Source organism: Georgenia sp. Z2081 (assembly GCF_055326445.1).
Genome location: NZ_JBUZNK010000014.1, coordinates 24905 through 37966 on the forward strand (window position 1 = coordinate 24905; position 13062 = coordinate 37966).

The following is a 13062-nucleotide window of genomic DNA, read 5'->3' on the forward strand; positions in this document are numbered from 1 at the left end:
TTCAGTTGGGTTCGTGTGGTTTCATCCTCGCAATAGACGTGTGGCAGCGCGACGGCCGACGTCGGCCGCCGTCGATCTCGAGGAGGAGAGATGTCCGCACCCACTGACGTGAGGCCGGCCGAGGAGGACGCCCGCCCCGGGCGGGGCGCCCGGGTGGCCGTGCAGCGGTTCGGCACGGCCCTGTCGAACATGGTGATGCCCAACATCGGCGCGTTCATCGCGTGGGGGCTCATCACCGCCCTGTTCATCGAGGCGGGGTGGATCACGCTCGTCGGCGACCGCGTCCTCGGGCACGAGGGCGGGTACGGGTTCGTCGAGCACTTCGGCGGCTGGGGAGCCGGCGCCGAGGGCGGCGGAATCGTCGGTCCGACCATCACCTACCTGCTGCCGATCCTCATCGGGTACACCGGCGGTCGGATGATGTACGGCGACACGGCTCGAGGTGGCGTGGTCGGCGCGATCGCGACGATGGGCGCGATCGCCGGTGCCGACGTCCCGATGTTCCTCGGCGCGATGGTGATGGGACCGCTCGGCGGCTGGTCGATGAAGAAGCTCGACGCGCTGTGGGCCGACCGCATCCGGCCCGGGTTCGAGATGCTGGTCAACAACTTCGCGGCCGGCATCTGGGGCATGCTCCTCGCCGTCGTCGGGTTCGTCGCCGCGGGCCCGTTCGTCTCGGCGTTCTCCACCGCCGCGGAGCGGGTGGTCGACGTCCTCGTGGACAACAGCGTCCTGCCACTGACCTCCGTGCTCGTCGAGCCCGCGAAGGTGCTCTTCCTCAACAACGCGATCAACCACGGCGTCTTCACCCCGCTCGGGACGGCCGAGGCGGCGTCGGAGGGGCAGTCGATCCTCTTCCTCATCGAGGCGAACCCCGGACCCGGGCTCGGGCTGCTCCTCGCGTTCACGGTCTTCGGCACCGGCATGGCGAAGGCGTCCGCGCCCGGCGCCGCCCTCATCCAGTTCGTCGGCGGCATCCACGAGATCTACTTCCCGTACGTCCTCATGAAGCCGGTGCTCATCGTCGCGATGATCGCGGGTGGTATGACCGGCGTGGCGACGAACCTGCTCCTCGACTCCGGGCTGCGCGCCCCGGCCGCGCCGGGGTCGATCATCGCGGTGCTCCTGCAGTCACCGGCCGGCAGCCTCCTCGGCGTCACGCTGTCCGTCGTCCTGTCGGCGGCCGTCACCTTCGTGGTCGCCGGCGCCCTGCTGCGGACGGGGCGGTCGGGTTCCGACGACCTCGCCGGGGCGACGGCCGACATGGTGGAGATGAAGGGGCGCAGCTCGATCGCCTCCTCGCTCGTCGCCGGTGCGGGCGGGACGGGCCGGATCCGCACCATCGTGTTCGCGTGCGACGCCGGCATGGGATCCTCCGCGATGGGGGCCTCGGTCCTGCGCAGGAAGGTGCACGCGGCCGGCTTCACCGACGTCACCGTGGACAACCGGGCGATCGCGAGCCTCACGGACGACGTCGACCTCGTGGTCACGCACCGGGACCTCACCGAGCGCGCCCGCGGCCGTACGCCGTCGGCCGTCCACGTGTCCGTCGACGAGTTCCTCGCCAGCCCGCGCTACGACGACGTCGTCGCCCTGCTCCAGGAGCAGGCGGACGGGACCGTGGGCGGGACCGCGGACGGAGCCGGCACCCCGGTCGGCACCGAGCACGGCGCTCCGATCGGTGCCGATCAAGGTGCCGCGGCGGTCGCGACCGCCGCACCCCCGAGGCACGGCCTGCTCGAGCGGGAGTCGATCGTCCTCGACGGCGCCGCACAGAACCGCGACGACGCGATCGACGAGGCGGGTCGGCTGCTGGTCGCCGCGGGCGCGGTCCCCGAGGAGTACGTGGCCGCGATGCACGAGCGCGAGCTGTCGGTGTCCACGCTCGTCGGGAACGGGCTCGCGATCCCGCACGGGACCGACGCCGCCAAGGACCTCGTCCGACGCACGTCGCTGTCCTTCGTCCGGTACACCGAGGGCGTCGACTGGGGCGGGCAGCGGGCGGAGTTCGTCGTCGCCATCGCGGGCACCGGTGACGACCACCTCCAGGTGCTCTCGGCGCTCTCGCAGGTCTTCCTCGACGAGGCGGAGGTGGACCGGCTGCGCGCGGCGGGCTCGCCCGAGGAGGTGCTCGACATCCTCGGCGCGGTCCAGGTCTGACGGGAGGCGGGCTGCGTCCCGGCTCGACCGGGTTGCGGTCCGCGCCGCCGGAGGCGACGCTCAGGGTGCCCGCCGCCCGTCGTTCGAAGGACCCCGATGCACTCGCTGACCCGCAGGTGGACCCGGCTCGACCAGGAGGGGCACGAGGACCTCGAGCTCCACCACGCGGCGAGCCTGGTCGCCGTCGGTGCCGTCGAGGTCGGCCAGGAGCGCTACTCCTACCGGGCGAGCCTCACCCACGACTGGGACTTCCTCCACCTCACGGTCGGCTCCGGCGACGGCCGTGCGCTGTCGGTCCACCGCTCCCCCGCCGGCGTCTGGAGCGTCGACGCGCAGGACCGCGAGGACCTCGCGGACGCGGTCGACATCGACCTGTCGTTCAGCCCGTTCACCAACACCCTGCCGATCCGGCGGCTCGACCTCGACCTCGGCGCCTCCGCGGAGATCGTCTGCGCCTACGTCGACACGCCGTCGCTGGAGGTGACGACCGACCCGCAGCGGTACACGCGGCTCGACACCCACCTGTACCTCTACGAGTCGATGGACTCCGACTTCACCCGCGAGATCACGGTCGACGACCAGGGGCTCGTGGTCGACTACCCCGGCCTCTTCACCGTCGAACCGGCCTGAGGGGCGTCGCGCCCGTCGGGCTCATCCGTCGAGCACGGCCGGATACACCCACAGCGCCAGGACGGCCGCGACGGCGAGCGACACGAGCGCGGCGACAACAAGGGTGATCCTGGTCGCGGCGCGCCCGCGCACCACCAGGGCCAGGAGCAGCAGTCCCACCCCCAGCACCCCGAGCAGGGCCGCGAGCGCCGCCGCCACCCCGGCGTCGGTCGCCACCTGCTCGTCCGCTCCGCCGTTCGCTGCCTCGACCTCGGCCCAGGTGAATCCGAAGTAGGCCGCCGAGACGGCGGCGGCGACGATGACCGCCACCAACCAGTACCGGTTACGGGTGCTCGCCCGGTCGGCGTCCGCCTGGGTGATGCGCCTGCGCTCGAGGCGAGCGGCGGTCGGGTCCTCGTGCGACGTCGGCCCGGCACCCGCGGCCGGGGCGTCCTGGGGGAACTCTGCGTCGTCCCTCGACGGGTCCGTGGTCATGATGCGCCTCCTCGGCTCCGGTGCGGGCGAAGGTGCCCGCACCACCCCGCGCCGGGCGCCGAGATACCGTGCTCACCCGCCTGACGCGGACGCTCCGATCCTACCGAGGGCGCCTCGGGCCGTTCCCTTCCGGGAGGGCCGGACCGTGCCCCGCCGGCGGGGCCGACCCGCGCGACGCACGCCCAGGCACGTTCGTCGCGATCAGTCGTCGTAACCGACGAACCCGACGGGGATGCGTCCGCCGGAACCGCGCCACACGGCGGCAGCGTGGTCGGTACCCAGGCCCCCGTAGAGCTCGATCATCCCGACGCCTGCTCCGGCGAGATCGACAGCCAGCCCCTCCGTCTCCCGGAGCGACCCGACGGGGATGATCGTCGCGTCAGGATGCTCCACCCGCTCCACGCCGTCGCGCGCGGGGACCAGGAACACCTGCGGACGGACCTCGCCGCGCGCGAACGCCGCCTTGAAGTCGGCGATGAGCTCGAGCGACTCGAAGCCGTACCGGTTGAGGCCGAGCCGCACCGGGTCCGGGCGGTCGTCTCCCGCGAGAGCAGCCCGGACCTCTGCCGCGACGTCGACCGGGAGCCCGCCGCAGAGCTCGAGCCGCGCCCACCCCTCCCCGACGAGTCGCAGGGCTTCGGGGACGACGTCGGCAGCCTCCGCCCCGACGACGGTCAGGCCGTCGGTCAGCAGGCGGTCACCCGGTGTCCCCTCGTACAGCACGGCGGTGGGTTCCATGTGGGGGACAACCGCGGGCGGTACGGACATGTTCCACCGGTCCGCCACCGCGTCGGCGGGTGAGCACTCAGCCGACGGGAGCGTCCGCTACCGCTCGAGCATCACGGGATAGAGCACGAGGACGAGCACGACGGCGACGACCATGAGGACCAGGGACAGCACGAAGGTGACACCGGTCGCGACCCGGCGGCCGGGTGCGCGGGCGAGCAGCAGAACCAGGAGGTTGCCCACGCCGAAGGTCCCCACGGCGGCCGCGGCCCCCACCACCAGCGCGGCGGCCCGCACGCCGTCCTCGTCGAGGCCGTGGGCGGTCGCGTCGGAGTGCCCCCACCAGAAGCCGAGGAACGCCGCGACGGCGGCGAGACCGACGACGACCGGCACCACCCAGGCCCGGCCCTCACCCGCGTTCGGGGACGGTGCGTAGGGATCGGTCATGTGACGATGGTGCCATGCGCTCCCCGGTCGCTGAGTACCTCGACGAGATCCTCGCCGCGACGGCCATCGGGCCGGCCCGCGGGGAGCAGGCCACCTACATACCCGAGCTCGCCCGGGTCGACCCCGGCCTCCTCGGCCTGGCGCTGACGACCACGGACGGAGTCACCTACACGTCCGGTGACGCCGACACCCTGCTCTCGATCCAGTCCGTGTCCAAGCCGTTCGTGTACGCCCTGGCCCTGCGCGACCGCGGGATCTCCGCCGTCGAGGCGAAGGTCGGCGTCGAGCCCACCGGGGAGGCCTTCAACGAGATGACCCTCGAGGAGGTCTCCAAGCGTCCCTACAACCCGATGATCAACGCCGGCGCCATCGCCACGAACACCCTCGTCGGCGACCCGGGGCTCACGGACGCGGACCGGGAGGCGGTCATCCTCGACGGCCTGTCCGCGTTCGCCGGGCGGCGCCTCGATGTGGAAGAGACGGTGTTCGAGTCCGAGATGGGCACCGCCCACCGCAACTACTCGATCGCGCACATGCTGGCCGGCTACGGGATCCTCGGGACCGACGCGCACGCCGCCGTACGCGGATACGTCCGCCAGTGCGCGGTGCGGGCGAGCGCGCGGGACCTGTCGGTCATGGCGGCCACCCTCGCCAACGGCGGGACGAACCCCGTCACGGGGGAGCAGGTCGTACCGGGCACGGTCGTGCGCCAGACGCTGTCGGTCATGCTCGCGTGCGGGATGTACGACGCGGCCGGCGACTGGATCACCGACGTCGGCATCCCGGCCAAGAGCGGTGTCGGCGGCGGACTCATCGGCGCGCTGCCCGGGCAGCTCGGCGTCGCCTCGTTCTCTCCCCCGCTCGACGAGCACGGGTCGAGCGCCCGCGGCGTGGAGATCTTCGAGCGGCTCAGCCACGACTTCGGCCTGCACCTCATGTCCGTCCCGCCGCTCACGAGGTCCGTGATCCGCGGCCGCCGGACGCTCGACCTGGGCGGCGGCGCCTCGGCGACCTGCTACGAGCTGCAGGGACCGCTGCGGTTCTCGAGCGTCGAGGCCGTCACGCGGGTGATCTCGGAGAACCCGCCGTCGCACCCGGTCGTCGTCATCGACACGAGCTCGACGACGTCGGTCGACCCGACCGCCACCCGCATGCTCGGCGACGTGGTCCGCCGCCTGACCGACGACGGCGCGCGAGTGTGGCTCGTCGGCCCGCCGGGGACGATCCACGAGCACGACCTGGGCGAGGACGCCCACGTGGTGTCGACGATCGACGACGTCGGCCGGGACGCGTAGCTCCGGACGGATCGGGGCGGCACGGGCCGCGAGCCCCGGGGGCCCGTGGCCGGCCGGTCCTCGGGGCCCGGGTCAGCCCGGCTCCTCCTCGCCGCGGTAGAAGGCCGCCGCCCGGGCCGCCGCGTCACGCGCCACCTCGGGGTCGGCCCCGGCGGCGAGATGGGCGGACTCCCAGGCGCGTGCCAACTCGGTGGCGAACCGCAGCCCGGGCTCGGACGTGCTGAACTCGCCCATCGCCTCCGGGGTCGAGCGCGGGTCGCCGGCGAGGAGAAGCGCCAGGGCGAGGAACGCGCCGTCCCAGCCGATCCCGGTCGCGGCGGGTCCGAACGCGCGCCAGTGGTCGTCGTCGGGCACCGTGTGCCGCAGGGCCACCGTCGTCCCCCCACCGGACGGCACGATCGCCACCGACAGTCGACTGACGTCGCCCTCGAACTCCCAGGTCACGTCGAGGGCGCCCGGCTCGACGCAGCGCTCGATCGTGCCCTCGGTGCCGCTGCCCGTCAGCCGGTAGCGGCCCCCCTCGCGCAGGTCGCCCTCGACGGGCTCGAGCCACCTCTCGAGCCGGGCCGGGTCCGTGAACGCCGACCACAGCTCGGCGGCCTTCGCCGCGAAGGTCTGCTGGAGGAGCACGACGTGCGTACCGTCGCCGGGCTCGAGGGCACGCCCGACGGCTGCGATCTGCTCCGAGAGGTCCACCCCGCCACGGTGCCAACCGGGTCCAGCCTCCGCAACCCGACGGGCCGAGGCGGCCCGGACCGGGGCAGGGCGGTCGGCGAGCGGTCAGGTCACCAGAACGCGCGCACGGCGATGGCGTCCGCGAACGCCTCGAGCCCGTCGTCGACGGCACCGAGGTAGAGCGAGCCGTCGATGAGCGAGATCTCCATGACGTAGAAGCCGCCCTTGCCGTCCCGGACGAGGTCGACCCGGCAGTAGAGCAGCTGCTCGTCGCGGCCGAGCCGGTCCTTGATGTAGCCGTGGATGGCCCGCCGGATCCGCTCGCCCCAGCGCCACTCCTCCTCGGAGGCCTCGCGGGAGGACGCGACCTCCTCGTGGACGTCGTCGACCGAGCGGAAGGACGGGTGGAGCATCGGCTCCTTGACGACCATGTGCTCGGAGAGGCCGTTGAAGTAGATGAGGGAGATCTCGCCCTCGCGGTCGATCTGGTCGAGGTAGCGCTGGACCATGACGGTCCGGCCCTTCCGCAGCTGCCGGTCGACGTGCAGGATCGCCTCCTGCCGGGAGGCGGCGTCGGTGGACGTGTAGCGACCGGTCCCGCGCCCGCCGGAGGAGACCGCGGGCTTGACCACGAAGTCGCCGTCGGCCGGCATCCGCGTATGGATCTGGTGCTTGCTGTAGCCGACGTCGGGCTCGAGCCACTGCGTGGGGATGATCGGCATCCCGCGCTTCTCGAGCTCGAGCAGGTAGTGCTTGTCGGTGTTCCACTCCATGACGTCGGGGTGGTTGAGCACCCGGTGCAACGACTTCGTCCACGTGAGGAACTGGTCGAGCTTCTGCGCGTAGTCGCGCACGCCGCGGACGACGACCAGCCCGGCCTCGGACCAGTCGACCGTCGGGTCGTCCCACACGCGCACCCGCACGTCGATGCCGCGGGCGCGCAACGCGGCCGGCAGCTCCCGCTCGTCGTCGCTGAGCTCCGGCGCTCCGGACCACGTGGCAAGGGTGACTACTGGCGTCGTCGACATGCTCGGCAATCTACCCGCGACCACGGCGCCGCGCGGCCCGGCGCCACGCACGCCGACGACCGGCGTCGCGCAGGTCACCCCGGCGTGACCAGCATGTGAGACATGGGGGGCGGGGGCAGCGCGCACCCCCGGGGACCGCGCAGAGTCCTGCCGTTCCGCCGGGCACCCCCCGGGCCCCACGCACCGACAGGGATCACGATGACCGCACGCCGCACCCACCGCGCAGCCGCTCTGCTCGCGCTCGCCGCCGCACTGCCCCTCACGCTCGCCGCCTGCTCCTCGGAGGACGAGGGCGACGGGGAGCGCGGGTCCTCCGCGGACTCCCCCATCCGCATCGGCGTCGTCGGTGCGGCCGACCCGCAGTGGGACATCTTCACGGACCTGGCCGAGGAGGAGGGCATCTACATCGAGGTCCAGGACTTCACCGAGTACACGCAGCCGAACCCGGCGCTGACGGACGGCTCGCTGGACCTCAACCAGTTTCAGCACATCCTCTACCTCGCGCAGCACAACGAGGCCACGGGCGACGACCTCACCCCGATCGGCGCCACCGCCGTCTACCCGCTCGGCCTGTACTCGACCGAGTTCACCGACGTCGAGGAGATCCCCGACGGCTCCGAGATCGCCATCCCCAACGACGTGACCAACCAGGCGCGCGCCCTGTTCGTCCTGGAGGAGGCCGGGCTGATCGTGCTCAACGAGGACGCCGGCGTCGTCCCCGACCCGACGGACGTGGACGAGGGCGCCTCCAGCGTGACCGTCGCGCCGATGGACGCGAACCAGACGGTCGTCGCGCTCGACTCCGTCGCGGCCTCGATCGTCAACAACGACTTCGTCAGCGACGCGGGGCTCTCCCCCGCCGATGCGATCTTCGAGGACTCCGCCGAGTCCGAGGGCGCCCGCCCCTACATCAACGTGTTCGTCGCCCGTGCCGACGAGGCGGAGAACGAGAACTACGCCCGGCTCGTCGAGCTCTTCCACGACCAGAGCGTCGTCGACGCCCTCCAGGAGAGCTCGGGCGGCACCGCCTCGATCGCGGACCAGGACCCGGCCGAGCTGCAGGAGATCCTCGACGAGGTGCAGGCCTCGCTCGCCGAGGGCTGACCCTGCCACCTGCGAGGCAGGGACCGGAGAACCCTCAGAGCCCACCGTCGGCGGGGCGCGGAGCACCGCGCCCCGCCACCGGCATGAAAGGTGCCATGAGCACAGTCATCTCCTTCGACGACGTGTCGAAGACGTTCCCGAGCAAGTCCGGCGACGTGCGCGCCGTGCGTCACGTGAGCCTGGAGGTCGCCGAGGGTGAGATCTTCGGCGTCATCGGCTGGTCCGGCGCCGGGAAGTCCACCCTCGTCCGGCTCATCAACGGCCTCGAGCCCGTCACCGACGGGCGCGTGAGCGTCCTCGGCACGGAGATCTCCGGCCTGACCGAGCGGCGCATCCGCCCGATCCGGCCCGAGATCGGGATGATCTTCCAGCAGTTCAACCTCTTCAACAGCAAGACGGTCACCGAGAACATCGCCTATCCGCTGCGCCTGGCCGGCTGGTCGAAGGAGCGGCGTACCGCCCGGGTCGCCGAGCTGCTGGACTTCGTCGGGCTGAGCGACAAGGCCCGCTCCTACCCCGACCAGCTCTCGGGCGGGCAGAAGCAGCGCGTGGGCATCGCGCGCGCCCTCGCCCCGGGGCCGAGGATCCTGCTGGCCGACGAGTGCACGTCGGCCCTCGACCCGGAGACCACGCGCGAGGTGCTCGCCCTGCTCCGCCGCATCAACGAGGAGCTCGGCCTGACCATCGTCCTCATCACCCACGAGATGGACATCGTCAAGCACCTGTGCGACCGGGTCGCGGTGATGGAGCTGGGCGAGGTCGTCGAGTCCGGCACCGTCTACGACCTCTTCTCCGACCCCCAGCACGACACGACCCGCCGTTTCGTCGCGACGTCGCTGCGCGACAGGCCGCGTACCGACACGCTCCGCGCGCTCGCCGAGACCCACCCGGGCGCCGTTCTCGCCACCGTGGCCGTGCGGGAGAACCGTGGGTCGTCCGCCGTGCTGGCCCGGACGCTCGGCGAGCACCCCGGCGTGCAGTCGGCCCTCGTCTACGGCGGCATCACCGACGTCGGCAACCGACCGCTCGGGTCGCTGACCTTCGCGCTGACCGGGGACGCCGAGCGGGTGGCGGCGCTCGTGGAGGCCCTCGAAGAGGTCGCCGAGGTCGAGCGTCACGAGCTCGACGCCGGGCCCGACCCGAACGACCTGCCGCCCGCACCGACGACCCCGACCGATGCGACCACGCCGACCGGTCCGACCACGCCGACCGGCCCGACCACGCCCGAGACGGAGGGCCCGCGATGACGTTCGACTGGGAGAACAACTGGGACGTCTTCCTCGAGGCCTTCCTCGTCACGCTGCAGATCGTCGGCACCACGCTGCTCATCGGCGGCGTGGTCGGCCTCGTCCTGGGGACGCTGCTCTACGCGACCCGGCGCGGGGGCGTGCTCGCCAACCGCTGGCTGTTCGGGTTCCTCAACGTCCTGACGAACTTCGTCCGGCCGATCCCGTTCATCATCTTCCTCACAGTGATGGGCCCGGTGACGATCGGGATCGTGGGCACCCGGATCGGCACGGAGGCGTTCATCGTGCCGGCGTCGATCATGGCCTCGTTCGCCACCGGGCGGATCGTCGAGCAGAACCTCGTGGCGCTCGACCCCGGCCTCATCGAGGCGGCGCGCGCGATGGGCGCCTCGCCCTGGCGGATCATCCGCACCGTCGTCATCCCCGAGGCGCTCGGACCGCTCATCCTCGGCTACACGTTCATCTTCATCGCCATCGTCGACATGTCCGCCCTCGCCGGGATGATCTCCGGCGGCGGTCTCGGTGCGTTCGCCCTGACCTACGGCTACCAGCGCTTCGACTGGTGGCTGACGGTCATCACGGTGATCGTCATCGTCATCCTCGTGCAGTCGGTGCAGTTCTTCGGCAACTGGCTGGCGCGCAAGGTCATGCGCCGCTGAGGCCGCGAGGCACCGCTCTCAAGGGTGTCGGCGAGGTTGCTGGTGCGGGTGACGTCCAGAGAGCGGGCGATGGTCTGAACTGCCCCGATGGAACCGTTCCCGGCGTGACGCCCCGGTGACACCATGTCGCCATGCCGAGCCTCTCAGCACTCGCCTCACCGGTCCTTGCCACTCCGGTGCTTGCCGGTGCCTCGCCGTTCGCGGACCGCCCGACGCCGATCATGTTCTACGTCGTGCCGGCCCTCATGGTGCTGATCATCGTCGGCAGGGTCGTCCAGGGGATCCTCCGGCTGCGCGCGGAGCGGCGCCGCCAGGAGCACCAGATCCGCATGCTCGAGCTGCGGCACCAGGCGTCGACCGGGAACGTCGGCCCCGCGCCGTCCGGCACCGCCGACGAGGGGTGGTCCGGCCTCGAGGCGCAGTACCTCCGCGCGCGGCAGGGGCGCGGCGCCTCATGACAACGGGAGGAGCGTCGTTCCCGACGGGGTGGGTGATCACCGCCGTCGTCATCATCGCCGTGATCAACGTGGCGAGGATCCTCTGGCGGCTGGGAACGGGCGGGTACTCAGGGCACGGCGGTGACGACGGCTACGGCCGTGATCGGCGTCGCCGGTCCGGCTGGGGGCGCGGCTCGGGACGCCGTCGTGGCTCGTCGGGGCGGAGCAGCTTCGGCGGCTCGTTCGGTGGCGGCTCGGGATCACGGTCGTTCTCGGGGCGCTTCGGCGGAGGCTCGGGCCGCTCGCGCCGCCGGTCCTCGGGCGGCTCATCGAAGCGTCGCGGCGGCGGGATGCGCAAGGGCAGTCGTCGCATGGGCGGCAGGAAGCGCTGACCCGGCACACGGACGACCGGACACAAGGACGGGGCCCGACGGCGGAACGTGCGTTCCGTCGTCGGGCCCCGTCCGTGTTCAGCGGCGGCCCCCCGCGTGGGGTCAGCGGCTGTGCCGCCCGGCGCCCTCGTCGCCGAGCGGTCCGGGTCCGCCCGTGCCGTCCGCGTCCTCGGGATCACGCTCGATGTGGATGTCCTCGCTGGTGACGGGCGTGCCGTCCTCGGCGAAGGTCTCCGTCACGGTGTACCGACGCAGGCGCACACGTCCGGTCGCCTGACCGGCCGCGTCGGTGCCCGCGGGAGCGCCGTGGTCGGCGTGCGTCGGCCGCGCCCCCGCGGGGACGTCGTGCCCGGTCCGGGGCTCGGCGCCCGCGACGGGCTCGGGTGCCGGACGCTCGGTCACCGCCGGGGCGGCGTGCGTGCCGGGCCCGCCCGCCGGCGGCAGGTCGGGTCCGGGGCCCGCCGAGGGGGCGACCCGCTCGTCCGGGGCCGCTGCGGCGTCGGTCGTGGAGACGTCGGCCTCGAGCGGGCGCCCGTCGGCGGTCGGAACGTCGGGACGCGCGGAGTCCGGCCGGTCGTCGCGGAACGCGCCGCGCTCGTCGGCACCCTGCGCCGGTGCTCCCTGGAAGCCGGCCGCGGGGGGCGCTCCGTGGACACCTCCACCGGCGACCGCCGGGTCGATGTCCGGACGACGCTCCTGGTCGGCGACGCCGGGCTGCTGGTCCCAGCCCGCGTACCGGCCCTGGAGCCCGTAGTGCGCGAACAGCTCGCTCTCCTGCTCGGGGCTGAGGCTCTCGTCCACGTCGAGCCGCGGAGCGTCCTTCACGAGGTCCTTCGTGAAGGGCACGACGATCTCGTCGTGGTCGTAGCTCGCCCCCTCCAGCGGGACGAACGACTCCTTGGTGCCGAACAGACCGGTGTTGACGGTCATCCACGTGGGGTCGTTGCTCGAGTCGTCGAGGAACACCTGCCCCACGGTGCCGATCTTGCCGTCGTTCCCCCGGACGGGCGTCTTCGCGGCGAGGATGCCCCCGACGTCATTGATGCTGATCATGCTTCTCCCTCGTTCGATGGTGTCGTACGGGTGATCTGCTCAGCTGATCGGCGGTCGTGTCAGACGTCCGGCTCGTCGGGACGCAGGGTGCCCCCCTTGTCGCCCTCGACGCCCGAGCCGCCCAGCACGCCACCGTCGTGCGTGCGGCCGGTACCGCCGCCACCGTCCTGTCCGTCGTGCATGAACGCGGACGAGCGGTCCTCGTGCTCGGCCACCGGGTTGTCCGGGCGGTTCACACCGTGCTGGTACTCGCTGGGCTGCGACTCGCCCACCTCGTCGTGCTCGCCGTCGTGGCGGTCGGCGACATGCTTTCCGTGGTGACTCATGACGTGCCTCCTCAAGGTGTGGACGCGGGCCGCCCGGTGCGGGCGCTCGCACGCTGCGAGGCGCCCCCGGGCCGACGCCACGTCCCCGTGGCACGACGCTACTCGGGGCCCGCCCGCCGCGCACGGGGAGACGACGTTCGTCGTCGACAGGGCCGCGGCGCTGCCCGGTGCCCACCTGCCGCGCACGGGGAGACGACGAGGGCCCCGGACGCGGATGTCCGCGTCCGGGGCCCTCGTTGCCGGTACACCGCCTGGGACTCGAACCCAGAACCCACTGATTAAGAGTCAGTTGCTCTGCCGATTGAGCTAGCGGTGCTCGGTGCTGGGGTCCGTCGTGGGGCGACGGGCACCGGCTGAACCGAGGGATCACACTACCGTGGCGGGACACGGCGGCCCAGTCCGTCGCCCG

At 72.4% G+C, this 13062-nt stretch carries 15 protein-coding genes and 1 tRNA gene; 8 read left to right on the forward strand and 8 right to left on the reverse strand.

Annotated elements, in window-relative coordinates; translation table 11 throughout:
- Positions 1-90 precede the first annotated feature (90 nt).
- Positions 91-2160, forward strand: a complete 2070-nt coding sequence (locus ACZLKG_RS15135) for a PTS mannitol transporter subunit IICBA (protein ID WP_463649191.1) — start codon at positions 91-93, stop codon at positions 2158-2160.
- A 96-nt stretch (positions 2161-2256) separates the two neighbouring features.
- Positions 2257-2790 carry a putative glycolipid-binding domain-containing protein gene (locus tag ACZLKG_RS15140; protein WP_425708580.1) on the forward strand — a complete coding sequence of 178 codons (534 nt, stop codon included), beginning with the start codon at positions 2257-2259 and terminating at the stop codon, positions 2788-2790.
- 21 nt (positions 2791-2811) lie between these two features.
- Here the strand turns inward: ACZLKG_RS15140 and ACZLKG_RS15145 are convergent, their stop codons facing one another.
- From ACZLKG_RS15145 to ACZLKG_RS15155, 3 genes are all read right to left on the reverse strand, one after another.
- Positions 2812-3264 (reverse strand): hypothetical protein, encoded by a 453-nt coding sequence (locus ACZLKG_RS15145; RefSeq protein WP_463649192.1) that lies wholly within the window; start codon positions 3262-3264, stop codon positions 2812-2814.
- A 201-nt stretch (positions 3265-3465) separates the two neighbouring features.
- Complete coding sequence (locus ACZLKG_RS15150) at positions 3466-4002, reverse strand: DUF6506 family protein (RefSeq protein WP_463649193.1); 537 nt, start codon at positions 4000-4002, stop codon at positions 3466-3468.
- Positions 4003-4089: 87 nt separating this feature from the next.
- Positions 4090-4437, reverse strand: a complete 348-nt coding sequence (locus ACZLKG_RS15155; protein ID WP_463649194.1) for a hypothetical protein — start codon at positions 4435-4437, stop codon at positions 4090-4092.
- A 14-nt stretch (positions 4438-4451) separates the two neighbouring features.
- On the opposite strand from ACZLKG_RS15155, the gene ACZLKG_RS15160 reads away from it, so the two are divergent.
- Positions 4452-5732 (forward strand): glutaminase, encoded by a 1281-nt coding sequence (locus ACZLKG_RS15160; protein WP_425708584.1) that lies wholly within the window; start codon positions 4452-4454, stop codon positions 5730-5732.
- Positions 5733-5804: 72 nt separating this feature from the next.
- Here ACZLKG_RS15160 and ACZLKG_RS15165 read toward each other — a convergent pair whose 3' ends face one another.
- Together ACZLKG_RS15165 and ACZLKG_RS15170 are read right to left on the reverse strand one after the other, a co-directional pair.
- The gene (locus ACZLKG_RS15165; protein WP_425708585.1) at positions 5805-6428 is read right to left on the reverse strand and encodes an SRPBCC domain-containing protein; all 624 of its coding nucleotides are present in this window, start codon (positions 6426-6428) and stop codon (positions 5805-5807) included.
- 89 nt (positions 6429-6517) lie between these two features.
- On the reverse strand, positions 6518-7435 hold the full coding sequence (locus ACZLKG_RS15170) for an ATP-grasp domain-containing protein (protein ID WP_425708586.1): 918 nt from the start codon (positions 7433-7435) through the stop codon (positions 6518-6520).
- A 198-nt stretch (positions 7436-7633) separates the two neighbouring features.
- Between ACZLKG_RS15170 and ACZLKG_RS15175 the strand changes: the two genes are divergently transcribed.
- The 5 genes from ACZLKG_RS15175 (at position 7634) to ACZLKG_RS15195 (ending at position 11274) form a co-directional block, all read left to right on the forward strand.
- On the forward strand, positions 7634-8539 hold the full coding sequence (locus tag ACZLKG_RS15175; protein ID WP_425708587.1) for a MetQ/NlpA family ABC transporter substrate-binding protein: 906 nt from the start codon (positions 7634-7636) through the stop codon (positions 8537-8539).
- A gap of 95 nt (positions 8540-8634) precedes the next feature.
- Positions 8635-9786, forward strand: coding sequence for a methionine ABC transporter ATP-binding protein (locus ACZLKG_RS15180; protein ID WP_425708588.1), 1152 nt, complete (start codon positions 8635-8637; stop codon positions 9784-9786).
- Positions 9783-10445, forward strand: coding sequence for a methionine ABC transporter permease (locus ACZLKG_RS15185; RefSeq protein ID WP_425708589.1), 663 nt, complete (start codon positions 9783-9785; stop codon positions 10443-10445). Before ACZLKG_RS15180 ends, ACZLKG_RS15185 begins: the two co-directional genes overlap by 4 nt.
- A 131-nt stretch (positions 10446-10576) precedes the next feature.
- Positions 10577-10903 carry a hypothetical protein gene (locus tag ACZLKG_RS15190; protein WP_425708590.1) on the forward strand — a complete coding sequence of 109 codons (327 nt, stop codon included), beginning with the start codon at positions 10577-10579 and terminating at the stop codon, positions 10901-10903.
- The gene (locus tag ACZLKG_RS15195; protein WP_425708591.1) at positions 10900-11274 is read left to right on the forward strand and encodes a hypothetical protein; all 375 of its coding nucleotides are present in this window, start codon (positions 10900-10902) and stop codon (positions 11272-11274) included. Before ACZLKG_RS15190 ends, ACZLKG_RS15195 begins: the two co-directional genes overlap by 4 nt.
- Positions 11275-11376: 102 nt before the next feature.
- Here the strand turns inward: ACZLKG_RS15195 and ACZLKG_RS15200 are convergent, their stop codons facing one another.
- From ACZLKG_RS15200 to ACZLKG_RS15210, 3 genes are all read right to left on the reverse strand, one after another.
- Positions 11377-12327 carry a PRC-barrel domain-containing protein gene (locus tag ACZLKG_RS15200; protein ID WP_425708592.1) on the reverse strand — a complete coding sequence of 317 codons (951 nt, stop codon included), beginning with the start codon at positions 12325-12327 and terminating at the stop codon, positions 11377-11379.
- A gap of 59 nt (positions 12328-12386) precedes the next feature.
- A complete protein-coding gene (locus ACZLKG_RS15205; RefSeq protein WP_425708593.1) occupies positions 12387-12653 on the reverse strand; it encodes a hypothetical protein in 267 nt (88 codons plus the stop codon).
- A gap of 243 nt (positions 12654-12896) precedes the next feature.
- A tRNA-Lys gene (locus tag ACZLKG_RS15210) sits at positions 12897-12969 on the reverse strand.
- Positions 12970-13062: the final 93 nt, after the last annotated feature.

Bases quoted from the DNA above. Each gene is read 5' to 3' on its own strand.
- ACZLKG_RS15170 (WP_425708586.1), bottom strand. From the start codon at position 7,435: ATGTCGACGACGCCAGTAGTCACCCTTGCCACGTGGTCCGGAGCGCCG.
- ACZLKG_RS15185 (WP_425708589.1), top strand. From the start codon at position 9,783: ATGACGTTCGACTGGGAGAACAACTGGGACGTCTTCCTCGAGGCCTTC.
- ACZLKG_RS15180 (WP_425708588.1), top strand. From the start codon at position 8,635: ATGAGCACAGTCATCTCCTTCGACGACGTGTCGAAGACGTTCCCGAGC.
- ACZLKG_RS15190 (WP_425708590.1), top strand. From the start codon at position 10,577: ATGCCGAGCCTCTCAGCACTCGCCTCACCGGTCCTTGCCACTCCGGTG.
- ACZLKG_RS15205 (WP_425708593.1), bottom strand. From the start codon at position 12,653: ATGAGTCACCACGGAAAGCATGTCGCCGACCGCCACGACGGCGAGCAC.
- ACZLKG_RS15155 (WP_463649194.1), bottom strand. From the start codon at position 4,437: ATGACCGATCCCTACGCACCGTCCCCGAACGCGGGTGAGGGCCGGGCC.
- ACZLKG_RS15135 (WP_463649191.1), top strand. From the start codon at position 91: ATGTCCGCACCCACTGACGTGAGGCCGGCCGAGGAGGACGCCCGCCCC.
- ACZLKG_RS15140 (WP_425708580.1), top strand. From the start codon at position 2,257: ATGCACTCGCTGACCCGCAGGTGGACCCGGCTCGACCAGGAGGGGCAC.
- ACZLKG_RS15195 (WP_425708591.1), top strand. From the start codon at position 10,900: ATGACAACGGGAGGAGCGTCGTTCCCGACGGGGTGGGTGATCACCGCC.
- ACZLKG_RS15200 (WP_425708592.1), bottom strand. From the start codon at position 12,327: ATGATCAGCATCAATGACGTCGGGGGCATCCTCGCCGCGAAGACGCCC.
- ACZLKG_RS15145 (WP_463649192.1), bottom strand. From the start codon at position 3,264: ATGACCACGGACCCGTCGAGGGACGACGCAGAGTTCCCCCAGGACGCC.
- ACZLKG_RS15160 (WP_425708584.1), top strand. From the start codon at position 4,452: ATGCGCTCCCCGGTCGCTGAGTACCTCGACGAGATCCTCGCCGCGACG.
- ACZLKG_RS15175 (WP_425708587.1), top strand. From the start codon at position 7,634: ATGACCGCACGCCGCACCCACCGCGCAGCCGCTCTGCTCGCGCTCGCC.
- ACZLKG_RS15150 (WP_463649193.1), bottom strand. From the start codon at position 4,002: ATGGAACCCACCGCCGTGCTGTACGAGGGGACACCGGGTGACCGCCTG.